The following is a 23,016-nucleotide window of genomic DNA, read 5'->3' on the forward strand; positions in this document are numbered from 1 at the left end:
CTGGGACGGGCCGACTGTCACTGGGCAGTCCAGCCGCCGTCCATCACCAGCACCGAGCCGGTGAAGAATCCCGCTTCCTCTGTCGCGAGGTAGGCGACCGAGGAGGCCGCTTCCTCGGCAGTGGCGATACGGCCCAGTGGATGTAGCGAACGGAACATCGCCGCAGTGTCCTCGTCCGCTCCGACCGAGGACCGGTACATCGGCGTATCCACCGACGCGAACGCCACCGCGTTGATCCGGATATTCTGCGTGGCATATTCGAGAGCCGCGGCCTTCGTCAACCCGATCACGCCGTGTTTGCCCGCGACGTATGCGCTGATACCCGCGCCGAATCCCACGACGCCCAGCTGTGAGGCGTTATTGATGATGACGCCGCCGCCGCGCCGCTGCATGGCGATGATCTCGTGGCGCATCGACAGGAAGGTGCTGGTCAGCACGGTGTTGACGTCGGCAGTCCATGTGCTGGGGTTCTGCTCGGCGACAAATCCCATCGTGCCGAGTGCCCCCGCGTTGTTGAACGCGATATCCAGCCCGCCGAACTGGTCTACCGCAGTGGCGACAGCATTTTCCAGATCGCTGTCCACTGTGACGTCGGTAGCGATGCTGACAGCCTTACCGCCGAGTTCGGCGATTTCGGCACAAACCCTGTCCAGCTGGTCGATTCGCCGGGCCGCCAGCACGACACCGGCTCCGCGCGCGGCGAGGATCTTCGCCGCGGCTTCACCGATACCTGAGCTGGCTCCGGTCACCAGAGCGACCTTGCCGTGGAGATTGCCTACGGTCATCGGCTTCCTTTCTGTATCGGGCGCTCGACCGGAACGCCGAGCAACGATCCGTACTCGGCCCACGATCCGTCGTAGTTCTTGATGTCGTCGTGGCCGAGCAATTCCCGGAGTACGAACCAGGTGTGGGCCGAGCGAGCACCGACCCAGCAGTAGGTGATCACGCCGGCCTCGACGTCGAGCCCGGCGAACTGCGCCGCCAGTTCGTCGTCGGATTTGAAGGTGTCGTCGGGATTCACGACCATGTCCCATGGCAGATTGATCGCTCCCGGAATATGTCCCGACCGTTGGGCGACCTCGTGCGGGCTGTTGCCCGGGGCGAAGGCAGGTCCGGCGAAGGCGGGCGCGAACAGCAGGCCGCTGTACTCGTCCGGTGTCCGGACATCGACGATGCTCGTCGCACCGATCGCGGCGAGGACGTCGTCGCGTCCGGCACGCACCGACGAGTCCGGCGTCGGCACCTGATAGACCGCTGGGTGAGGTGCGAACGTGTCCGTGGTCAGCGGGCGCTTCTCCAACTCCCACTTGCGGCGACCGCCGTCGAGGAGCTTCACCGACCGGTGTCGGTAGTGGGTGAAGTACCAATAGACCAGTGCCGCCAGCAGATTGGAGGCCACGGAGTAGATGACAACGGTGTCGTCGTTGCTGATCCCTTTCGCGGACAGCAAGTCAGCGAATTCGCGCGGCCCGATCAGGCCCAGCGTCAGATCATCCTGAAACTCTGACCAACCGATCCATACCGCCCCCGGCACGTGGCCGTGCAGATAGTCAGCCTGCTCGTTGCCGGTTTCGATGAACACCAGACCGGGTGTGCCGAGATTGTCCTCGGCCCAGGCGCCACTCACCAGCGCGGTCGCGCGCCCACTGACCTTCGATGATCCGCTCATGCCACAGCCACTTTCGAGTCGTCGACGTCGGTGGCCAGGCGATCGCGGTACCACGCCACTCCGCTCAGGGCGATTCCGGCGACGGTGACGGCCGCTGCGACCAGATACACCGATCGAAGACCGCTGCCGTCGATGACCCGCCCGCCGAGCCAGCCCGCGAAGGCGGCCGCGAGCTGGTAGGCCGACGCGTTCACCGCCATGGCCAGGGTCGGCGCCGCCGCCGCGGTGCTCAGCACCCGTGACTGCATCCCGGGGATCACCGAGAAGCCCAGTGCGCCGAGGACGAACACCATCACCGCGATGAGCACAACGTTGGTGCTGACCAGCCACATGACAACGAGCGCTGCGGTCAACAGGGTCAGCAACCCGATCTGCGACGGCATCAGGGCTCGGTCCGACAGGCGACCGCCGATGAGATTGCCCACGGTCGCGCCGACACCGTAGACCAGCAGCCAGCCGGCGACCGAACCACTGGTGAAGCCGCTGACATCGGTCAGCAGCGGCGAGAAATAGGTGAACACCATCAGCACTCCGGCATTGGCGATCGCGGTGATCGCGATCGCCAATTGCACATCACGACTGCGGAATACCCGCATCTCGGCCATCGCGGACCCGCCTGCGTTCGCCACCGCGGGGACCAGCCGGATCACCAGCAGCACACCGAGCGCGCAGACCGCGGCGACCGCGGCGAAGGTGGCACGCCATCCGTACTGGGCGCCGATGAACGTGCCCAGCGGCGCGCCCAGGATCATCGCCATGTTCATGCCGAAGACCAGTTTCGACACCGTCGAGGCCTGCTTTCCTTCCGGTGCTGTCGACACCGCGGTGACGATCGCGTTGGCGAAGAAGGTCGATGTCACCAGCGCGGTGAGGATCCGGGCTGCGAACAGGGCCTCGTACGCGGGTGCGAGCGCCGAGGCGATATTGCCCACGACGGCGACCACCAGCAGCGTCACCATCAGGGGCCTGCGGGGAAACCGCGTGGTGAGCGCGGTCAGTGTCGGCCCACCGATGATCATTCCGATGGCGTAGGCCGTGACAAGGAGTCCTGCGGCCGGGATGGACACGTCCAGATCGGAGGCGACATCGGGCAGGATCCCCGCGATGACGAACTCACCGGTGGTGATGCCGAAGACGCACAATACAAGTGATGCGAGACTCAACCGCATGGTTCTCTTCTCTGTCCGAGTAGGAATTGGTCGATGGGCAAGGGCCCGGCGTCAGGGCGTCGGCGCAGGACCGGCGTAGCTATACCCGTAGGTGGTACCGAGCGAAATGATGTGGTCGAGATCGGGGCCGATTTCCTCGGTCGGCATCCGGGTTGCCTGCGCCGGAGGCATCTCGGCTGCGAGGAACAGGTCGAACTGGGGTTTGTTGCCCAAGTCCGGCGTCGAGTGAATGGTGAGGAACCTGACCTCGTTCGAGATCGCGACGAATCCGTGCGGAACCATCCGCGGGATGACCATCGTCGTCCCGGCCTCGGCGAGCTGCTCCTGGCCGTCACAGACCATGCGCAGCGCACCGTCGAGCACCATGAAAACCTCGTCCTCGATGTGGTGGTAGTGCAACGGGGTGTTGTATCCGCGCTGGCCGGTGTGCTCGACCACAGTGAAGGAGTCCCGAGTTGTGTTGCCCGGGACGCGGATCCGCGCGTGTCCATCGAGCAGGGAAACCGCGGTCTGCTCGGATTCCGGGATCAGGATCCCTTTGTCGTCGATCTCGATGTCCAGGTTGGTCATGTCACTCCTCAATGGATTCAGCGAGGAACGCGTCGGTTCCTCGGGGGCTGGCCAAGCTCTGCCACATCGCGACCGGGTCGTTGAAGTTGTTGATGAACGCTTCGGCGATCCGTTTGTCCTCGGCGGCCTTCGCGAACAGAGCGGTGGTGTGCGCCGGCGCAGGCCCGAGAAACGCGGCACTCCAGTCGACAACGTTGCGGGCATGCGTCCACAGCTGCTCCGAGGCTGCCCGGCAGAACGTCTCGTCGTATCCGCCTGCCTGCGTCACCAGCAGGTCGGCGAGTGCGAACGCTGTGTGTGAACCGAGATTCGCGCCCTGCGCCGTCAAGGGGTCATTGGTAATCCACGCGTCGCCGATCGCGATGGCGCACTTGCCGTTCGGCAAGGTTGCCCAGCCGTGGCGGACCATCGGTGTCACACTGCCCTGCGACAGCTCGCCGGGTCCGATGAGCGTGAAATCCTGGCCATCGACACGTTCTCGCAGTCCGGGCGCGAATTCGCCGAGCAGTGCGAGGACGTCGCGGTAGAACCTCACCGGTTCGACGGCGGGATCGACCCGGGAGATCGGTTCGAGCGGTCCGCCGGGAACAGCTTCGAACGCGAGCACATCAGCGCGGCCCTGTGGTGTCAGGAACGGGATGCGGAAGATCTCCCCGATACCGGGGATCAGGCACAGGTCCAGCGATTGTGGTGTGTCCTCGCTGATTCCGCGGTACAAGCCGCTGCAGAGGATCCGCTGGGGAGCATCGAACACCGAGCGCGATGCGTCACGCGGGAACAACTCTCGCATCGAGCGATCGCCGTTGGCCACCACGACCAGGTCGTGCTGCTCGGCCACTTCGGTGATCGGTCGTGCTCCGACGACGACTTTTCCGCCCCGCTCGGCGAACCTGGCGCACAGGTGCGGCAGGTAGAGCCGAAAGTCCACGACGCTCGACGGGGGCCGCAGCTCCCCGTGGAATGCCAGTGTGTGATCACCTGCGCCCACAGTGACATCCCAGCGGCGTACCTGGGCGTCGGCGGTGTCCCAGTCGAAGACTCCGAGCTGGCGTTCTCGTTGCTGGGTGGGGCCGAATCGGGCGGGGAAGTTGCGAGGTCGCCCGGTGGCGAGCTGGTCGAGTTCCTGAGCGGAGTAGACCACGACCTCGATCCCGAGTTGCTGTAACCGCAGGGCGAGCTGCAGCCCGGAGATTCCCGTGCCGACAATGCCGATGGTGGTCATACGGTGATTTCTCCGATCTGTACAGGAGCACGCAGTTCGCGACTCAGCCATGCCACCGACTCGAGGGTGAACGCTGCTGCCTCCGGCGAAGCCATGGCCGACACCGGGATCAGCATCGGGTGTTGCAGACCCGCCTCGACCAGCTCGCCTATTCGGTCGAGCACGGTCTGTCTGCTCCCGACGAGTGCCTGATCTGCCACGACCCCGTCCGGGATCACCGACATTGCCTGCTGGACGTCCTCGCGCGTGAGCATGTGCGGTAACAGATCCTTGAGCCCCTGGTAGCCAGTGCCGAAGGGGTGCTCGGCACCGTACGCGGCCCACGCGTCGGCTCCGGCGTGGAGAGCGAGAAACCGGATGGCGGTGGAGTCCAACAGCGCATGGGCTGCTTCATCGGTTTCGGCGACGACGATAGGCACCCCGCCGGAGGCGACGACCGCCGCCGGATCCCGGCCTGCGGTCTCGGCTGCCTGCCGCACGACCCGCAATCGGCGCGTGTACTCATCTGGCACCATCAGTTCCGCCGGCAGCCACCCATCCGCGTATCTGCCGGTCAGGGCGAGCATCCGGTCACGACTGCCGCCGACCCACAACCGTGGCTCGCGACCTGCCGGAGCCCGCAGTCCCATCAATGCTTGATCCAGGGTGAAGTGTTCGCCTCGGAAATCGTGCGGGCCGGGACTTCCGAGCAGCATTCGCAGGATCTGCAGCGCCTCCTCCACCCGATCGACTCGGCGATCGTGCGGTAGTCCGTAGGGTTGGAGGTTCTCCAACGCGCCTGCTCCGATGCCGAGCACCGGCGGGCGCTCGGTGAACTGCGCCAGCGTCAATGCCGTCTGCGCCAGAACCGCGGGGTGGCGTCGATTCGGGTCGGTGACACCGATAACAAGCTGGACCGGCCCCGCTTGTGGTGCGAAGTTGCCCAGCACTGTGGCGAAGTCGAGGCATTGGTCCGGGGTCGGCGCCTGCGACGCCAGATAGGTGAAGTCGGTATCCCATGCTTGGCTGGGGAAGGCGTTGATCAAGTGGTCGAAGACCAGGAAGGCATCCAGGCCGTGCGTGCGAGCCAGGTCGAGCAAGCCACGCCCGCCGTCGACGGATCCGACGGCATCCCACACCAATCCGACGTTCACTGTCACTGCTTGCTCCTCGTCGACTGAGCTGCTTCGATGAACGCCGCGGTGTGCTCGGGCATGCTGATGCTGTGCCACATCGCCGGTGGATCATCCATATTCGCGATGAACGCGTCGGCGACGCGCTGGTCACTGGACGCGGCGGTGAGAAGTGAGAGGACCTGTGGCGCGGGAGCACCGAGAAACATGTTGGTCCAGTCGACGACCGGTTGCGCCGTCTCCCACAACTTTTCGGACAGCGCCATACAGAAGTTCGCGTCGAAGGCACCGCGGTGCGATGCCAGTGCTTGCGCGACCTGAAAGGCTTGCGCCGAACCGAGATTGGCTCCCTGCGCGGTGAGCGGGTCGTTCACGATCCACGCGTCGCCGATCGCCAGGGCATGCCGGCCTTCGCCCATTTCGGCCCACCCGCGCCGGACCGTGGGCACCAACGCGCCCTGCGTGACATCGATCGGCCTGGTCAGACCGAACTCGGTGTCATCGACGCGCTCACGCAGTGACGGCGCATAGGTAGTGATGAGGTCGAGTACCCGCTTTGCGAACAGTTCGGGATCGTCGCGATGCTCGGGCCCAGTCACGGGCTGGAACGCCCCACCGGGTACCGCCTCGATCAGCACAGCTGTTACTCGCCCGTCGAAAGAATGGAAGGTCGGCGCGTGGATCTCCCCGACCCCCGGGACCATGTTCATGCTCATGCCAGGCGGTTCCGGCGGCGCGACGCCCTGGAACAGTCCGCCCACAAGAACTCTGGGCGCCGCCCGGAACGGCGAACGCGCCGGATCACGGGGAAACACCTGCTGCAGCTCACCGCGCCCCGCCGCGACGATCAGCAGGTCGTGGTTCGCGGCGAGGTCGGCGAGATCGCGGCCGTCGACCGGTCGGCTCTGCACCACGGTCCCGCCGCGCCCGATCACCGATTCGAGCAGCCCGGCCAGATACATCCGGAAGTCGACGGAGCTGGCCGGTCGCGGCAACGCGCCCCGAAGGGCAAGTGATTGTTCACCGTCGATTCGCATGTGCATCCACGCGTTGTCGAATTCGCTCGACGACCAATCAGTGATGCCGAGCGAATTTTCCCGTTCTCTGGTGGACCCGAAACGGGTGACAAAATTCAGCGGCGGGCCGCTTCGGATCTCGTCCGGATTCTGGCGTGCATACAGGGTCGCTTCGATTCCGAGTTGTTGCAGCCTGAGCATGAGATGCAGACCGGATATGCCTGCCCCGACAATTCCGATAGACCTACCCATATCAGATCACTTCGACACGTTGCAGGTGCCGATTCGTCGGCCCACTGAACGCGTTTCGTCCGTGCACGAGCGAGAAGTTGTCGGCGATGAGGATATCGCCTTTCTGCCAGGCGTGGTCGTAGCAGTATTCGCGGCGGTGCAAGCGCTCGGACAGCTCCTTCACGAATAGCTCCTGCGCATCATTCTCGACACCGTCCACGGTGACCGAGACCGGGTTCTTATAGACATTCGGATCCAGCGGTTCAGCGAAACGAAGCACCGGAAGGGCGGTCGCCGGATGCTGTGAGACAAGGTGCTCGGTGACCTCGCCCCCGTAATGCGCCAGCTTTTCTGTCGAGTAGGTCAGGCTGATCTTCGACCACACGTTTCGAGTCGCCTCGTCGACATCTCGATACACGGCGGTGGTGTCGCAGAATACTGTTTCACCACCGGCATCCGGAGTCGCATCCAGACACTGGAAGAAAAACCATCGTGGATCCGAATCCACGAAGGCGCCGTCCCAATGGAACGGCACATCGCCGCTTGCGAAGAGATAGTTCTTCGGGTCGTCCTGAACGACGAGGTCGACGACTTCGCCGACCTCCCATTCGAGCACATCGCCCCAACGTCGGCAGTAATCGGCGAATTCCTGTGTTTCCAGCAACGAGAAGCCGCGTAGCACCAGCACACGCGACTCCACGGCCCATCGGGCCAAGGTCTCGACCGGAATGTCGGAGATCTGCGCGTCACCGGATGCCTCGACCACGCGGCCGAATGGTCGCAGAGGGTTATGTGAGACCTTCATGCCGAAATTTCCTCCTTGGGATCCGCAGCGATCCGTGGTGCGACGAAATGACTCGGGCGGTTGTGCCGCGAGACCATGGTCGCCCCGAGTTCTTCTGCTTTCCAACGCTTTACGAGTCGGCGGTGGACGCCGTCGTCGAGCACGACACCGTGCCACGGGGTGAGCCAACTGTCGCTTGTTCCCACCAGATGCAGCCCGAACTTCTCCGAATGTGGCGGCTGCGGGTGAATCGACAACCGGAGTGCATCGGGGAAGTGTTCCGATACCACGCGACTCCATGCATTACTACGCCGAATGGTCTGATAGGCGCTTGACTTCGATTGATTGCGAATCTTCGTTTTCGAGACATCGCCCTCGCACGCACTCATCGCATCCTCGAACATGAAGCGATGAATACCATCGAAGAGCGCGCGCGTAGCAGCGTCGGTGCGAATGCTTTCCTTCAATTCTTCGAGCGAGTCTGAGTAGTCACACTCGAGCACGTCGCGCAGCTTCGGATAGTCCTTGCTACCAAAGGCATCGTCCAATCCGAACATGTCCAGCGACATCCACCCCGCGGCGGCGACAAGCTTCTCGATTTCATCGCGATATTCGGTCACAAGAATGTCGGATACACCGACCACGTCGCCGAATACATGACCGTCCGAACAAATAGTGATACGTGCTCCCGGCGAATAAAAGTGGCCGACGTAGTCACACAGCGACTGTAAGAATCCGAGTGCTATATTCTCCCCCAGATCCGGAGTCGATCCCAGCACCTTACTCCGATTCGGCGACTTCGCCGGAAACGCTGGTATCACAAAATGAATGGGCTTGTCGCGACGGACGAAAGAATCAATCTTCGATTTGCGATTCTCGTAGGCTTCACCGATTCGATCCGTCGTTGTGGGAACCCCCTCGCCAGACTGATGGACACGTTGATATCGGTGTAAAAATTCCAGAACTTTGCGCGAAATGTCGGTCTCCACAGACATGGCAGCAGCCACTCTCCAAACTCAAAATCCCCCCAGTACGCCGGGAGATACCTGTGATTCTCGGTCCCCGTTGACCCGATTCGAACCGCCTACCGCACAGCCTGCGTTCGATCCGGCGGTCGGTCGGCATCTCTTGATGTCCGACCTTCCGTATCAACAGCCTGCCAGGCGGGCACACCGACCAGCAATGGCGCAACGATTAGAATCAGTGTAATTTGATAATGTGTCGATTATTGATCAATCCGAGCTCCGTCTGGCCAGCATCGACGATCCGACCGCTCATCAGCTGCGACTGCTGCTGACCCTCGCCGAGGAACTTCACTTCGGGCGCGCCGCGCGTCGGCTGTATCTGACCCAACCCGCCCTCAGCCAGCAGATCCGCTCCCTCGAGGAGCGCCTCGGCGTCGCGCTGTTCCACCGTTCCAGCCGCCGGGTCGAACTGACCGCCGCGGGGCGCGCTGTGTTGCCCGCAGCCCGCAGCGTGGTGAATGCCGCCGATGAGCTGCGCAATATCGCACGTCGCATGACCGCCGGCTCCGAACGTCTTCGGCTCGGGGTGTGCGAGAGCTTCACCGCGCTGGATTCGACCCGCAGCATCATCGCGGCGCTGACCGAACTGCACCCCGATCTCGGTCCGGACGTTCGAGTGCTGGATCGATTCAGCGATCAACTCCTGGCCCTGCAATCGGGTGAGATCGATGCGGCCTTCGCTCACTTTCCGGTGCCCGACGACCTGCACTGCGAACCACTCGCTGTCGAACCACGTCTGGCGTGCATCGCGAGTTCCGATCCGCTGACCGTGCGTTCGTCGCTGGAGCTGACCGATCTCGCCGAGCATCGGGTGATCAGCCTGGTATCACCGACGTTCCGAGCAGGCCACGACTTCTGGTCGGTGAATCCACGCCCGGACGGCTCCCAGGTCCGCTATGCCGCACACCCGGGCTCGAGCTTCGAGTCGGTGCTGTCCACCGTCTCGCTCGGCGGCACGGTCGCCTTCGTTCCAGCAGTCGCCGCCGATCTCTACCCCCGACCCGACCTGCGCTACCTCGACGTCGAAGACCTCACCGAATGCACCTTCGGCATCGCCTGGCACCCGGGCAATCCGGTGCCGGCGAAGTTGGCCATCCTGAAAGAGGTCGTCAACGATTATCGGCAGGGTCGCTCCACCCGAGCGGATGCAACCGAGCAGGCGAAGGTAGCTGCGGACACCACGTAATGTGTTGAGGTACAAGGCGTTTGATTGGGGGGATCCATGCCACAACAGCAACAGCCAGCCCGGACGGAGCTGTCGTTGGCGCAGCGCTTCGCGAGTGCGCTGATCGATCTCGACGGAGTCGTCTATCACGGCACAACGCCCGTGGCCGGCGCCGTGGATGCGTTGACCTCAGCGCGCTCGGCCGGGCTCCGAACGTTGTTCCTGACCAACAACGCCTCCCGCACCCCGCACGAGGTCGCCGCACTGGTCACCGAACTCGGCCTGCCCACCGCTGAGCGCGACGTCGTGACGTCCGCCCACGCCGCAGCAGCGTTGGCAGCCCGGCGGATTCCCGGGGCACGAGCGCTGATGGTCGGCGGCGTAGCCATGAAGACTGCGCTGTGGGAACACGGCCTGACACCGGTCCACAAGGCCGACGACGACCCCGATCTCGTCGTCCAGGGCTTCGCACCCGATGTCGATTGGCGCCAATTGGCCGAAGCGGCGTACGCGGTCGGGCGCGGCGTTCCGTGGATCGTCACCAACAGCGATATCGCGGTTCCCCGTGAAGGCGGAATCGCGCCCGGCAACGGCGCATTGGCCGAAGCGGTCCGGTTGGCCACCGGCGCAACTCCTGAATTTGCAGGCAAGCCCTACGAGCCGATCTACCAGGAAGCCTTGTCACGCACCAGCGGCCCCCACCTGGTAATCGGCGACTCCCTGGATACCGATATCGCCGGCGGCAATCGAATGGGGCTACCCAGCCTGCTCGTCCTGACGGGAATCACGACACTACGTGACCTGCTGATCGCTCCGCCCTATCATCGCCCCACTTATCTCGGGCTCGACCTGCAGGAGCTATTTCACACCAGAGAATCTGTGACTCACGACGGGTATCGATGGATCTGCGCCGGGTGGACGGTATCGGCATCCAATCATGACCTGACTCTGCGACCACCGAGCAGCACCGTGCCGACCCGAACGCAGCTACTGGACGCTGCTCGCACACTCTGCCATGCCGCCTGGGCCCGACCGGACCTCGAGACGAGCAAGGCGCTGGCCACTTGGCAGGATTGGTCCCGCCTCCACTGAACTCGGACACCCCGAGGCCGATACGGAATCGGTACCGCCCGAACAAGTCGGCCGAGAGGGTCAATACGTTGAAAAGTGTTGTGCCGGGGGGCGGCTCGACCACTACGCACATCAACTGTCCCAATGGATCTCGATCACGATCGGTTGATCAGGACCTGTCGACTCGGGTGCGCTTCGCTCCGCCTCCATCTGGAGTCGAGGAGGTCCGCGGTCGACTCAACAGCCAAGGCCGTACGCTTCCCGACCGCACGGGCCAACGTTCCCTCGACGCTGTAACGGATGCGGCCGCGGACATCCATGTCGATCTCGAGCACGCACTGTCGGAATCGGAGCCGGTCAGGAAATCTTTGGCCGACCTCTAGCCACCCAGTCCTCGTGATCCACCGCACAATTGCCGTAGACCCACGACCACTCGTGAACAGTTCGGCCTTCTGCCGCCCCCAGCACGAGCGACCCCACATCAAGAAAGGCAGGAGTGAACCGGTGACAAATCACCGGTTCGAATCCCCGACGGCAGAAAAGGACATCCGTGTCATCATCGGTGATACGGACATTCACCCAGCGGCCTCCGAAACCGCTTCTGATGAACGTCTCCCCGAGGAATCTCTGAAAACGGTCAACGACTTCGGCATTACCGATTGCTAGCAACGTCTCAGCAGAGGAAAACCTGGCCATCAACGCCCGCTCAGCATGGTCCAGCCCAGCTGCGGTAAACGGCTCAGCAGGCATATCCGGCACATCCACAGCAAAAAAGGTCTCGAGCGCTGCATCCATTCCAGCCAACCACTGCAACAACTCTGGGACACCTTGGTCCTTCTCACGCTGCCGAAGCCTGGCCCTACTCACCTTGCGAACGCGACCCACGCCGGTCCCCTATCTGTCACATCTAGGAACACAGAGTTGAACGGCTCGCAACCACGCGGAGTTGCTTCGATTCTCGCTCTGCCCCTGGTCAACTTGCGATGCCCTCCCAATCCACACCCCTCTCATATCATGTCGCTATCATCGGCTACCGCACCTGATGCCGCCGCAGGAACTCACCGGCGTCAGTATCCCGCCGGATACCGGCAATGAACGCATCTAGGACGTCGTCGCCGACTGGTGCGCTATCCGTCTCAGCTGCGATTGCCGACCCTGTCGTGATCTGCTGCGCGCCAGAGCGATCGCGGCGGTCAACGGCGTCTTCGGTGGCGATCGCACCGGTCTTGACCGCAGTGTTCCCCAGATCGACCGCGTCTCAGGGGCGAGCCTGCGAGGTGTTGCCCGCCAGGGCCTCGACGACCTTTCGCGCCGTGGCCTTGGCCGAGCCCGGGTTCTGGCCGGTGACGAGATTGCCGTCGCTGACGGTGAAGGACACGAACGGAAGCTTCGCCTTCTCGTAGAGCGCGCCGCGCTGCTTCGCGCGCTCCTCGGCGTTGTAGGGCACAAGCTTGTCGACGCGGGCGAGCACCTCCTCTCGCCACGCGAAGCCGGTCATTCGCTTGCCCGCGATGAGGTACGAGCCGTCGGAGAGCCGGGTGTTGAGCAGTCCGCAGTAACCGTGGCAGACCGAGGACACGACGCCACCGCGCTCGTAGATCTCGCGGATGATGCGCTGCAGGCTCTCGGAGTGGGGGAAGTCGTACATCACGGCGTGGCCGCCGGTGAAGTAGATGGCGTCGAAGTCGGCGGAGTCGATCTCCTCGGGGCTCTTCGTGGTCGCGAGGAGGGCCATCTTCGCCGGGTCGCAACGCCAGGCCTTGGCGGTCTTGTCGTAGTTGGGGAATTTCAACGCCCGCGGCTCGAGCGGCGCGGCGCCGCCGGCTGGGCTGACCAGGGCCTGCTCGAAACCCGCCTCGTCGAACACGTGCCAGGCGTGCGTGAGCTCGGAGAGCCACAGCCCAGTCGGGTGGGACGGGTCGTCGTAATGGCCGACGTTGGTGACGACGTGGAGAACACGCTTGGTCATGGGCTGATCTTCCTTCACGCTGGGGCGGATGGTGAGGTGGTGGGCCGTCGTGTCTCGTGGTTATCGGAGGCCCAGGGCTCGCCATGTTTCGAGTGCCCGGGTCAGGATCCGCGCCCACTGCTCGTGTTCGACCCCGCGGGGCGGAGCGAAGCCGTGGAGTCGCTGGTGGGCGACGGTCTGGGCTTCGGTGTATTTGAGCAGCCCGTCCGCGCCGTGACGGCGACCGAGGCCCGAGTCGCCCATGCCACCCATGGGGGCATCGATGCTGCCCCAGGCGGCGGCGAAGGCCTCGTTGACGTTGACGGTGCCGGCGTGCAGCCGTCGCGCAACCTTGCGGGCCGCGGCGCCGTCGCGACCCCAGACGCTCGCGTTGAGGCCGTACGGCGTCGCGTTGGCCATCGCCACCGCCTCATCGACCGAGCGGTAGCGGTAGATCGAGACCACCGGCCCGAACGTTTCGTGGTCGAACAGAGTCATCGCCGGCGTCACGCCGGCCAGGATGGTCGGCTCGTAGAACAGGGGCCCGAGGTCGGGACGTGCGCTGCCGCCGGCGAGCACTGTCGCGCCTTTCGACACCGCGTCGTCGACGTGCGAGGTGACCGTCTCGAGCTGGGCGAGGGTGGTCAGAGAGCCCATGTCCGCCGAGAAGTCGTAGGCAGCGCCCAGGCGCATGGCTTGGGTGCGCTCGACGAACGCGGCCACGAACGCGTCGTGGATCTCATCGGCGAGGTAGAGCCGCTCGATGGACACACACAACTGCCCGGCCGAGGGGAAGCAGGCGGCGACCGCACCGGCGGCGGCCTTCTCGACGTCGGCATCGGCGAGCACAACCATGGCGTTCTTGCCGCCGAGCTCCAGAGACGCGCCGACGAGCCGCTCACCTGCGTCGCGCGCGATCTGGCGCCCGCTGGCCGTGGAGCCGGTGAACATCATGTAGTCCGCGCCGGCCATGAGCGCGCCTCCGATGGAGCTGCCGCGGCCGACCACCATCTGCCAGACGTCGGTCGGCAGTCCGGCCTCGCGCATCAAGTCCATGGCCCACAGCGCGGTCAGGGCGGTCTGCGTATCGGGTTTCTGCACGACAGCGTTGCCGGCCATCAGGGCCGGGATGGCGTCGCCGGCGGCCATGCTGAGCGGGTAGTTCCACGGCGAAATAACGGTGACCACGCCCTTGGGGTGGCGCAACACGGTGGTGTGGGTCAGCACGGGGATCGCGCCCTTGCGGCGCTTCGGTGAGAGCAACCGGCGTGCGCTGCGCGCGTAGTAACGGGCGGTGATCGCGGTGTCGCTGACCTCGAGGAAGGCGTCGCGGCGGGTCTTGCCGCTCTCGGCCTGCATCAGGTCCAGGGCCTGCTCTTGCCGCTGGAGGACGAGGTCGTGGAAGCGCAGCATGATGCGCGAGCGGTCGGCCACCGGGACAACCGCCCAGGCAGCCTGGGCAACGCGTGCCCGGACAAAGGCTTCCTCGACATCGTCGGGGGTGGACAAGGGCAGGTCGGCGAGCTGCGCGCCGGTGTACGGCGAGGTCGTGGTGACCCGCTGAGCGCCGGCACCGGCGGCGACCAGGCCTGCCAAGCGCTCGACCCGGGCCGGTGTCAGCCAGGCCGGAAGGACGGTGGCGACGCGGCTGGCATTCGTGGTGGTCATCTCGTCGTCAGCTCCGATCACGGACGGAGGTGGGCACTGGCATGTGCAGTGCCAGCTGGCCTTCGGCGGTGACATCGAGCTGGATGGTCCGGATCGGTTTCAACGAGCGCAAGTCCTCGCTCATCCGGCCCTCGCCGAGCTGAAGGTCCAGGCCGCGAGGGAACCGCGTGGTGCCCGAGGCGAGCATGTTGATCTGGCTGGTCGTGGAGTGCCAGGCACCGTCGATCGTGGTGTAGGAGGTCAGCGTCGAGACGTGTGCACCGGTGGGCCGGGCGGTCTGCTTTGGGGTGGGCACCGAGAGAGCGAGGTCGAGGCCACCGTGATCGTTGGCGACCCGGGCGGAGGTGTGCTCGGTGTCGATGTCGACGTCGAGCTGGGTGACCCATTTGGGGAAGCCGTAGCCGTCGTGGCCGCGCACCTGCGCGATCTCGGTGTTGACCGGAAGCGCGAGCACGTAGGAGTGCAGGGAGTCGTTCTTGAGCCCGGTGACCAGGTCGAGCAGGCTCAACCCACCGCCGTGCCGCGCCGGTTTGACGGCGATACCGACAGCGGCCTCGGTGTAGAAGTCGATGTCGCACACGTCGTACCGGAACGCCATCACCGAGACGATCCCGAGCCCCGGGGCGATCTCGAGCGGATCCAGCTCTTTCGGCAGGCGAGCCCGGATCGCCTTCGTCGGCGCGAGCATCGTGAGCCGGGCAGTGGCGATGCGGTAGTAGAAGTTCGGCGTCAGCGTGGGTCCGATGCTGGAGTCCACGCGGGTCTTGGGCATCCGGCGGAAGAAGTCGACACTGCTGACCCTCGGGTCCTGCGCGACTTCGTCGAGGTCGGTGTTCATCCGGAACCGGTCGTAGAGGCCACCTTCGGGGACGGTGACGAGACGCCCTCCGAGGTCGACCTCTACGGTCCGGTAGGTCAGCTTGCCAGTCGATGCCATCGGCGTTCTCCTCTGATGTAAGCGGTGTCAACACCGAGGATCGCATGGCATGTGAGCACTGTCAACAATGCATGGCGCGGGATGCGCGGAACGCGTCAGGAGCCGACCGAGCCGATCGCGACGAAGGCGCTGCGCACCCGCTCGGCGACCTCCTCGTCCGACACCGCGTGCAGCTTGCCGTCGAGGTACAGGCAGGCGAGCCCGTGAGCGAGCCCCCAGCCGGCCGACGCCAGAGCCGAGGCGTCCGCTTCGGGGAAGACTCGATCGAGCGCGTCGGCCAGCAGCTCGTGCAGGGCATCGGCGGCCTTGACTCGCTCGTCGTCCGCATCGTCGCAGGGCTTGCCGAACATCACGCGAAAAAGAGCCGGACGCCGCAGCGCGAAGGCGACATAGGTGACCGCGAACTCGGCCAGATCCTGGAGCGAGGCGGGCGGATTGCGCCCTTCGCCCAGGTTCGCCTGCAGGTCGCGAAAGCCCTCGACCGCGAGTGCGGACTCCAGTGCGTCGCGGTCTTTGAAGTGGCGGTACGGCGCCGTTTGTGACACGCCGGCCCTGCGCGCGATCGCGCGGAGCGAGAAGGGCTCGCCGGCCTCGAGCATCTCCATCGCGGCCGACAGCAGCGCCGCCCGCAGGTCGCCGTGATGGTAGCCACTCTTCTCCGATGTTGACATTGCTTACTTAGCCCTTCTACGCTGTGTTAGCACTGTAAACATAGTGTACTTCGGGACGAACCGGACGGCCCTCGTCAGCGCATCTGGGCGGGGCGCCGTCGACTTCACCCACCGCACCTTCCGGTCGACCTCGGTGACACGCTGGCAGTACACCAGCGACCAGGTGCCCGAGGTTCGACCAACGACCATATCGGCGGGGCCGCGCCCCTGCCGCGGTGGTCGACCGCATCGTCATTCAGTGGTACGACGCTGCTCGCAACCGAGCTGCCGTCGACACCGCCCATTACCGCGAGGAGACCCCATGCAGACCGTCCTCGGCGCCGGCGGACCGATCGCCGACGAACTCGTGAACGAGCTCCACCGCAACCACACCGATGACATTCGCCTCGTCAGCCGCAATCCGTCGCAGGTCAACGACACCGATGAACTCGTGGCCGCAGACCTCACCGATGCCGAGGCCACCAGCCGCGCGGTCGCGGGCAGCCGGATCGCCTACCTCACCGTCGGCCTGCCCCTGAATTCGGCGCTGTGGGAGCGCCAGTTCCCCGACATCATGCGCAACGTCATCGACGCCTGCGGCGAACACGAGACGAAGCTCGTATTCTTCGACAACACCTACATGTATCCCGGAACGTCGGCTCCCCAGACCGAGTTGACAGCGTTCGCACCGGGCGGCCGCAAGGGGCGTGTCCGTGGCGAGCTCGCCACCATGCTGCTCGAGGCTGTGCGGGCCGGTCGGATTCAGGGCCTCATCGGCCGCGCCCCCGAGTTCTACGGGCCCGGTTCGACCAAGAGCTACACGAATTCGTTGATGTTCGACCGGATCAGGGCGGGCAAGCGGCCGTTCGTCCCGGTCAACGCCCACGCCGAGCGATCCCTGATCTGGACCCCCGACGCGAGCCGTGCGCTGGCCCGGCTCGGCAACACCCCGGATGCCTACGGCCAGACGTGGCACCTACCGGTCGACCCGAACCGGCAGTCCTACGCTCAGCTGCTCGAGATCGCCGGCGAGGTCACCGGGCGCAAGATCGGCTACACGGTGCTGCCGATGCTCGCTTTCCGCCTCGGGCGTCGCTTCGTCGAGCCACTTGACGAGATGTACGAGCTGCTCGACCGCTACCGCGACGACAACATCTTCGACAGCTCGAAGTTCGCGGCCCGCTTCCCGGACTTCCAGGTCACCACCTATCGGGAGGGAGTGGAGCGGATCCTCACCAACCCACCTGCCGACCAGCCAACCCGATGACTGACGTGGTCGGTTTCAGAGCGCGCTCGCGGTGGCAGTGAAATCTCTGTTGAGCTTGTCCCCAGCGCGGATCCCGACCTTGTCCTGGATCGTGGTCCGATGTCTGTCGATGCGCGAGGTCAGGGGCGATTTCTCGTTCAACCCGTTTCTGGCCACAGGCGATCGCGGAGTCCCGGACGACACTGCGTCCGTGACGTTCGAGCGGCTGTCGGCAGCGCCGGGACCAAGTCCGCCGAGCTGCGCCGACTCGCCGAGGCGCGGCTCGCGGCCAAAGGGACGACGCGGCAGTTTCCGGCGGCTCGATACGGAGCCGACGGAAACCCCGCGATGGCGGTGCCGCCGCTACCGCGCCGAAACCACGGCCCCGGCAAGGTGTTCGACCGTGGCCGCGAGATCGCCGCACGCCTGCTCATACTGATGACGCAGGGTCGCCACGAGTTCGGCAGTGGACCCGGCTTCGGTGACCGCACCGATACCCTGGCCCGCGCCCCAGACATCCCGCCAGGCCTTGGCATCGCTGCCGGAGGAACCGAAGTTCATCTGCGAGGGGTCCGAGTCCGGCAGGTCGTCCGGGTCCAGGCCCGCGGCAACGATGCTGCCGCGCAGGTAGTTACCGTGCACGCCGGTGAACAAATTGCTGTAGACGATGTCGGCCGCGGTGGAGTCGACGATCATCTGCCGGTAGCCGGGTACGACGTTGGCCTCGGCCGTCGACAGGAACGCCGACCCGATGTAAGCCAGATCGGCACCGGCGGCCTGGGCCGCCAGGATCGACCGGCCGTGCGCGATGGAGCCCGACAGCAGCAGCGGACCATCGAACCAGGTACGGATCTCCTGGACCAGCGCGAACGGCGACTGGGTCCCGGCATGCCCACCCGCGCCCGCGGCGACCGCGATGAGCCCGTCGGCGCCCTTCTCGATCGCCTTGCGCGCGTACTCGTTGTTGATCACGTCGTGGAGCACGAGCCCGCCGTAGGAATGCACCGCGTCGTTGATCTCGGTCCGCGCGCCCAGCGAACTGATCACGATCGGCACCTCGTGCTCGACGATGACGGCCATGTCCTGTTCGAGTCGATCGTTGGAGCGGTGCACGATCTGATTGACCGCGAAGGGCGCCACCACCGCCCCCGGGTTCGCCGCCGCGAACGCCGCGTTCTCCTCGACAATGCGATCGAGCCAGTCGCCGAGCAGCGACGCGGGTCGCGCGTTCAGCGCCGGAAACGATCCGACGATCCCGGCCTGACACTGGGCGATGACGAGCTCGGGACCCGACGCGATGAACATCGGCGAGGCGACCACAGGCAGGGACAGGCGGCCGGAAAGCTGCAGGGGCAGTGCCATTGAATCCTCCAAAGAACGTCAGTAGCTGAACGATAGGACGCACACCGCCCTATATGCAACCAGTTGCATATAGGGCGGGACGTGGCGTCGATCACCGTGTCGCCCTGATCGACGGTATGCGGATCGACCGTCCCGCGATCGCCGTCCGCGGCACGAACCGTGAGGTGGTCGATGAGGTCCTCCGTCTGGTGCTGGAAACCCTTCCGCCCCGGTGACTCTCAGAATCCGAGGACCAGCCTCGCAACGCTGAAGCAGAGGATCAGCCAGGCGGTGTCGACCAGGGTGGTCTCCCTCCGGGTTGCTCGCGAACCTGCAGGTGCAGAAGGACCGGCCCCACACCTGCGGGGATAGCCCGACGCTACGAGCGAACTCCCTCCGGGCGAGCTCAGTCGCGAAGCGAGGTCACCAGCATCGCCATCCCGGCCCCGGCGAACAACACCGTGACCCCTGCCAGGACGAAAAACCCGAAATTCGGCTCCACCCCATTGGCGAGCAAGGTCGGCACGAACACTCCGAGCGGCACGGCTCCAGCGAAAGCCCACGCACCAAGCCGGAAAGCCCCCATGAACACTCCCACCGGCTCGAATATCCCTACCAGCGCCAGCCCGACCCCCACGAACGCCAGCCACAACCACCACCCCAGACGCCCGGTCTGACGCGGGTTGTAGGAATCGGACTGCCCGTCGATGACGACGCCGACGACCTGTCCCTGCCACGTCCGCAGTGTCGCCTGCCCACCCTCGCGTGCCTTGGCGAAGAGTTCGCCGTTCACGTCGTGCGAATGCTGCGTCCCGTCGCGCATCCACCTGATCGTGAGGTGATTCGTCGTAGTCGTGCTGGTGGTTCCATCGCTGTTGACGTTGGTGGAAGTCGTAGCGGACGCGTCCTTCTCGATGATCGTGACGGTCTCTTCGACGAAGCAACTGCCCACACTCTTCTCACAGGCAACCTGATGCCGATACTCCCTCGTCTGGTGAAACGGATCCACGGCATGCGCCAGCGCGAACACCACCAGTCCGGCCCCGACCAGGAACGCCAGCGCCCTACCAAACATCGCCACTCCCCCCAAGTTCCGATGACATACCTGCAGCGAGGTTGCGCCGAACTTCCCCGAAGAGCCTCCGACGTTACCGCCGCAAGCCCTCCCACACCCCGATTTTCGTTACGCTGGGCAATGATTCGCGTGAATCGTGACTCTTCGCCTCCAGCGTGCCGACGGGCACCCGGCGGTGCACGACCACAGACGGATACCGCTGGGCGGCTGATCAGGCACCCACCCGCCGCCTCCGTTCCCATCGCAGTTGTGTTTCTACGATTTGCACGCCGGTATTTGCAGGAAACGCCCGGCGACTTCGGGACTCACAGATGGCCATCTTGTTGTGCGCACGGCGGGTTGCTCGTTGTGCTCACACGGCATCGTTACGTGACGTTCGTGCAGGCCGACGATCACTGCTGTCAACGGATGGCAGATAGGTCTGCCCGCACAGCAGAACGCCGCGTCGCCACCAGCGTCCTGTCAAGGTTGGTGCGCATCGTCGCGACAGAGTCGAGCAAATAGTTCTGCCGAACCTTCCAGGGACGCCGGTCACCTTGGCGCGGGAACTGGGCGATGGACCGCTGGACGTAACCGGAGGCGAGATCCAAGAGTGGTCGCTCGTCGAGCTTCCCGACCGGTGCCGGTACCACTGCGGCGAAGTCGTTGCGATCCATATGATTCAGCACCCGACAGACCAGTCGCGAACTCAGGTCGGCGCGCAAGGTCCAGGAGGCGTTGGTGTAGCCGATGCAGACCGCGAAGTTCGGAATCCCGGTGAGCATAGCGCCCTGCCAGACGAATTGGTCCGACAGGTTGACCGTCTCACCGTCGACCTTCGGCGCGATACCGCCGAACGCCAGCAATTGCAGGCCGGTCGCGGTGACGACGATATCAGCCTCCAGCACGCGACCGGATTTCAGACGAATCCCCTCGGGCACAAACGTTTCGATATGGTCGGTGACGACATCGGCTTTGCCCTTCTTCATAGCTTTGAAGAAGTCAGCGTCGGGAACTGCGCACAATCGCTGATCCCACGGGTTGTAGTCGGGCGTGAAGTGTTCGGCGACTACCTTCCCGTCCTTGAGGATTCGCGTCGTCAAACCGGTGAGCAGCTTGCGCGCGGATTCCGGGCGGCGGCGGCAGTACTGGTAGAAACCGATGTTGAACAGGATGTTCTTGGTGCGTATCACCCGGTGGGCCAGATCGGGCGGGAGGAGTCTGCGGATCCTGTCGGCCTGCTTGTCGCGGCCGGGGACGGCGCTGATCCAGGTCGGGGAACGCTGCAACATGGTGACGTGCGCGGCCTGCTGGGCCATCGCGGGAACCAGCGTGACGGCGGTGGCACCACTACCGATGACGACGACCCGTTTACCGGCGTAGTCGAGCTCATCAGGCCAGAACTGGGGTTGGACGACTTGCCCGGAGAAGTTCCCGACACCGGGGAACACGGGCGCGTGGGCCTGGTCGTAGTTGTAATAGCCAGCGCAGGCGTAAAGGAAGTTGCAGGTCAATGTCGTGGCGACGGTAACACCCGCGGTGTCGCGCTGTTCGAGCGTGAGCGTCCATTGCGCTGTTGCGCTGGACCAGTCGGCAGCGACAACTTTGGTGGCGAAGCGGATATGTCGGTCGATGCCGAATTCAGCGGCGGTCTCGGCCATGTAGCGCAGGATCGATGGCCCGTCGGCGATCGATCTGGCATCGCGCCACGGCTTGAACGGGTAGCCGAGGGTGAACATGTCCGAATCCGAACGGATCCCCGGGTAGCGGAAGAGGTCCCAGGTGCCGCCGAGAGTGTCGCGCGTTTCGAGGATGGCGTAGGACTTGCCGGGGCATTCGGTCTGTAGCCGGTAGGCCGCACCGATGCCGGACAGTCCGGCCCCGACTATCACGACATCGAGGTGGTCCGGAACTTCGGCGGCATTGGTCATAGCCCCTAGTCTGTGACGGTTCTCGTCCGAATTCTTGACTTTGCACGACAAGTATTTGACTATGGGCGACATGTCAGTGATTCGGTCTGCCGGTCTGCGTGGATTCCGCGCGACAGTCGCGGAGCTGGGTGGCAACGCCGAGGAATTCGCGACCGTGTGCGGGCTGCCCCTCGCAGCCCTGGATGCCGACGACATCCTCGTGCCCGACCGGGCCGTCGCCTCGATACTGGAGTTGGCCGCTGTCGAACTGCGATGCCCCGATCTCGGCCTGCGCATCGCTGCCCGCCAAGACCTCGAGATGCTCGGCCCCCTGGCACTGGCGATCCGCAACTCGCCGACACTGGCCGACGTTCTCGAATGCTCATCGCGCTATCTGTTCCTGCACGCCCGCTCACTGAGCCTCACTCTCGAACCCGACCCCTACGGCGACAGTCGGGTGGTCGCGCTGCGCTACGGCGCCCAGCCAGGTATGCAGGCGCCCGTCCAGGGCACCGATCTCGGGCTCGCTTTCGTGCATCACACGATCCAGCGCCTGGTGGACGACCGCTACGGCCTACGCTCGGTCGAACTCCCCTACCGGCCACGAGCACCGACAGCAACGTACGAGCAATACTTCGGCGCACCGGTGCGCGTCGACCGCCGCGCCGCACTCCTACGGATACCTCGCGCGCTGGCGAACCGGCAACTGTCGGGAGGCAACGAGGATCTGCACCGCATCGCCATTGCCTTTCTGGCTCAGCAATCCGGTGACGTGGACTCTTCCGTCGTCCCCAAGGTCCGCGCGGTCGTGCAGCAACTGCTCGGCACCGCCCCACCCGAGATCGGTGCTGTCGCACAATTGCTGACGATCCACCCGCGCACCCTGCAACGCCGCTTGGCCGAGGAGCGCACGTCATTCGCCTCCATCCTCGACCAGGTACGCCGCGACGCCGCCCGTCGCTACCTCACCACCACTGATATGCCGTTCAGCCAGATCGCTTCACTGCTGGGACTATCCGAACAAGCCACCTTCACCCGCTGTTGCAAGCGATGGTGGGCGTCTACACCGACCATGGTTCGTCGTAACCGCGGGGAAACCGCACACTCGTCGACCTCGGACGTTCCGTCAGGGATGTCTCACGTCATAGTCGAGTAGTCGCGATCTCACCCGCGTTCGCTCTGGCAAGGCCGGGCGGCCGACACGCGCAGGCTCCCATCCGTGACCGCT

At 64.9% G+C, this 23,016-nt stretch carries 21 protein-coding genes; 4 read left to right on the forward strand and 17 right to left on the reverse strand.

The window, feature by feature from the left end; translation table 11 throughout:
• Nucleotides 1-17: 17 nt before the first annotated feature.
• The 9 genes from NA12_RS19160 to NA12_RS19200 all read right to left on the reverse strand — a co-directional run bounded on the left by NA12_RS19160 (nt 18) and on the right by NA12_RS19200 (nt 8,780).
• Entirely contained in the window at nt 18-785 is a 768-nt protein-coding gene (locus NA12_RS19160; RefSeq protein ID WP_067452853.1) for an SDR family NAD(P)-dependent oxidoreductase, read from the reverse strand.
• Nucleotides 782-1,669 (reverse strand): sulfurtransferase, encoded by an 888-nt coding sequence (locus tag NA12_RS19165; protein ID WP_067452858.1) that lies wholly within the window; start codon nt 1,667-1,669, stop codon nt 782-784. Before NA12_RS19165 ends, NA12_RS19160 begins: the two co-directional genes overlap by 4 nt.
• A complete protein-coding gene (locus tag NA12_RS19170; protein WP_067452861.1) occupies nt 1,666-2,838 on the reverse strand; it encodes an MFS transporter in 1,173 nt (390 codons plus the stop codon). The genes NA12_RS19165 and NA12_RS19170 overlap by 4 nt, the downstream gene beginning before the upstream one ends.
• A 51-nt stretch (nt 2,839-2,889) precedes the next feature.
• Complete coding sequence (locus tag NA12_RS19175; protein ID WP_067452864.1) at nt 2,890-3,408, reverse strand: cupin domain-containing protein; 519 nt, start codon at nt 3,406-3,408, stop codon at nt 2,890-2,892.
• A gap of 1 nt (nt 3,409) precedes the next feature.
• Nucleotides 3,410-4,630 (reverse strand): styrene monooxygenase/indole monooxygenase family protein, encoded by a 1,221-nt coding sequence (locus tag NA12_RS34180; RefSeq protein ID WP_067452867.1) that lies wholly within the window; start codon nt 4,628-4,630, stop codon nt 3,410-3,412.
• Nucleotides 4,627-5,769 (reverse strand): LLM class flavin-dependent oxidoreductase, encoded by a 1,143-nt coding sequence (locus NA12_RS19185; protein WP_067452869.1) that lies wholly within the window; start codon nt 5,767-5,769, stop codon nt 4,627-4,629. The genes NA12_RS34180 and NA12_RS19185 overlap by 4 nt, the downstream gene beginning before the upstream one ends.
• Nucleotides 5,766-6,785, reverse strand: coding sequence for a styrene monooxygenase/indole monooxygenase family protein (locus NA12_RS19190; RefSeq protein WP_132370073.1), 1,020 nt, complete (start codon nt 6,783-6,785; stop codon nt 5,766-5,768). Before NA12_RS19190 ends, NA12_RS19185 begins: the two co-directional genes overlap by 4 nt.
• Nucleotides 6,786-7,011: 226 nt before the next feature.
• Nucleotides 7,012-7,794 carry a TauD/TfdA dioxygenase family protein gene (locus tag NA12_RS19195; RefSeq protein WP_067452875.1) on the reverse strand — a complete coding sequence of 261 codons (783 nt, stop codon included), beginning with the start codon at nt 7,792-7,794 and terminating at the stop codon, nt 7,012-7,014.
• Complete coding sequence (locus tag NA12_RS19200; RefSeq protein WP_132370071.1) at nt 7,791-8,780, reverse strand: isocyanide synthase family protein; 990 nt, start codon at nt 8,778-8,780, stop codon at nt 7,791-7,793. The genes NA12_RS19195 and NA12_RS19200 overlap by 4 nt, the downstream gene beginning before the upstream one ends.
• A gap of 211 nt (nt 8,781-8,991) precedes the next feature.
• Between NA12_RS19200 and NA12_RS19205 the strand changes: the two genes are divergently transcribed.
• A complete protein-coding gene (locus tag NA12_RS19205; protein ID WP_067452881.1) occupies nt 8,992-9,984 on the forward strand; it encodes a LysR family transcriptional regulator in 993 nt (330 codons plus the stop codon).
• Between the two features lie 75 nt (nt 9,985-10,059).
• Nucleotides 10,060-11,055, forward strand: a complete 996-nt coding sequence (locus NA12_RS19210; RefSeq protein ID WP_207905637.1) for an HAD-IIA family hydrolase — start codon at nt 10,060-10,062, stop codon at nt 11,053-11,055.
• 336 nt (nt 11,056-11,391) lie between these two features.
• On the opposite strand, the gene NA12_RS19220 is transcribed toward NA12_RS19210, so the two are convergent.
• From NA12_RS19220 to NA12_RS19240, 5 genes are all read right to left on the reverse strand, one after another.
• Nucleotides 11,392-11,829 (reverse strand): hypothetical protein, encoded by a 438-nt coding sequence (locus tag NA12_RS19220; RefSeq protein ID WP_132370069.1) that lies wholly within the window; start codon nt 11,827-11,829, stop codon nt 11,392-11,394.
• A 463-nt stretch (nt 11,830-12,292) separates the two neighbouring features.
• On the reverse strand, nt 12,293-13,003 hold the full coding sequence (locus NA12_RS19225; RefSeq protein WP_067452892.1) for a type 1 glutamine amidotransferase domain-containing protein: 711 nt from the start codon (nt 13,001-13,003) through the stop codon (nt 12,293-12,295).
• A 60-nt stretch (nt 13,004-13,063) separates the two neighbouring features.
• Complete coding sequence (locus NA12_RS19230) at nt 13,064-14,650, reverse strand: succinic semialdehyde dehydrogenase (protein WP_067452895.1); 1,587 nt, start codon at nt 14,648-14,650, stop codon at nt 13,064-13,066.
• Between the two features lie 7 nt (nt 14,651-14,657).
• Entirely contained in the window at nt 14,658-15,587 is a 930-nt protein-coding gene (locus NA12_RS19235; RefSeq protein WP_067452898.1) for an acetoacetate decarboxylase family protein, read from the reverse strand.
• A gap of 95 nt (nt 15,588-15,682) precedes the next feature.
• A complete protein-coding gene (locus NA12_RS19240; protein ID WP_067452901.1) occupies nt 15,683-16,258 on the reverse strand; it encodes a TetR/AcrR family transcriptional regulator in 576 nt (191 codons plus the stop codon).
• A gap of 301 nt (nt 16,259-16,559) precedes the next feature.
• On the opposite strand from NA12_RS19240, the gene NA12_RS19245 reads away from it, so the two are divergent.
• On the forward strand, nt 16,560-17,504 hold the full coding sequence (locus NA12_RS19245) for an NAD-dependent epimerase/dehydratase family protein (protein ID WP_067452904.1): 945 nt from the start codon (nt 16,560-16,562) through the stop codon (nt 17,502-17,504).
• Between the two features lie 342 nt (nt 17,505-17,846).
• On the opposite strand, the gene NA12_RS19250 is transcribed toward NA12_RS19245, so the two are convergent.
• The 3 genes from NA12_RS19250 to NA12_RS19260 all read right to left on the reverse strand — a co-directional run bounded on the left by NA12_RS19250 (nt 17,847) and on the right by NA12_RS19260 (nt 21,809).
• Nucleotides 17,847-18,845, reverse strand: coding sequence for an NAD(P)H-dependent flavin oxidoreductase (locus NA12_RS19250; RefSeq protein ID WP_067452907.1), 999 nt, complete (start codon nt 18,843-18,845; stop codon nt 17,847-17,849).
• Nucleotides 18,846-19,230: 385 nt separating this feature from the next.
• The gene (locus NA12_RS19255; RefSeq protein ID WP_132370067.1) at nt 19,231-19,914 is read right to left on the reverse strand and encodes a hypothetical protein; all 684 of its coding nucleotides are present in this window, start codon (nt 19,912-19,914) and stop codon (nt 19,231-19,233) included.
• Nucleotides 19,915-20,300: 386 nt separating this feature from the next.
• On the reverse strand, nt 20,301-21,809 hold the full coding sequence (locus NA12_RS19260; protein ID WP_067452911.1) for a flavin-containing monooxygenase: 1,509 nt from the start codon (nt 21,807-21,809) through the stop codon (nt 20,301-20,303).
• A 70-nt stretch (nt 21,810-21,879) separates the two neighbouring features.
• Between NA12_RS19260 and NA12_RS19265 the strand changes: the two genes are divergently transcribed.
• Nucleotides 21,880-22,944 carry an AraC family transcriptional regulator gene (locus NA12_RS19265; protein WP_067453725.1) on the forward strand — a complete coding sequence of 355 codons (1,065 nt, stop codon included), beginning with the start codon at nt 21,880-21,882 and terminating at the stop codon, nt 22,942-22,944.
• Nucleotides 22,945-23,016 lie beyond the last annotated feature (72 nt).

Origin of the sequence: Nocardia alba NBRC 108234 (assembly GCF_001612665.1) — a bacterium.
Classification (GTDB): Bacteria; Actinomycetota; Actinomycetes; order Mycobacteriales; family Mycobacteriaceae; genus Nocardia; species Nocardia alba.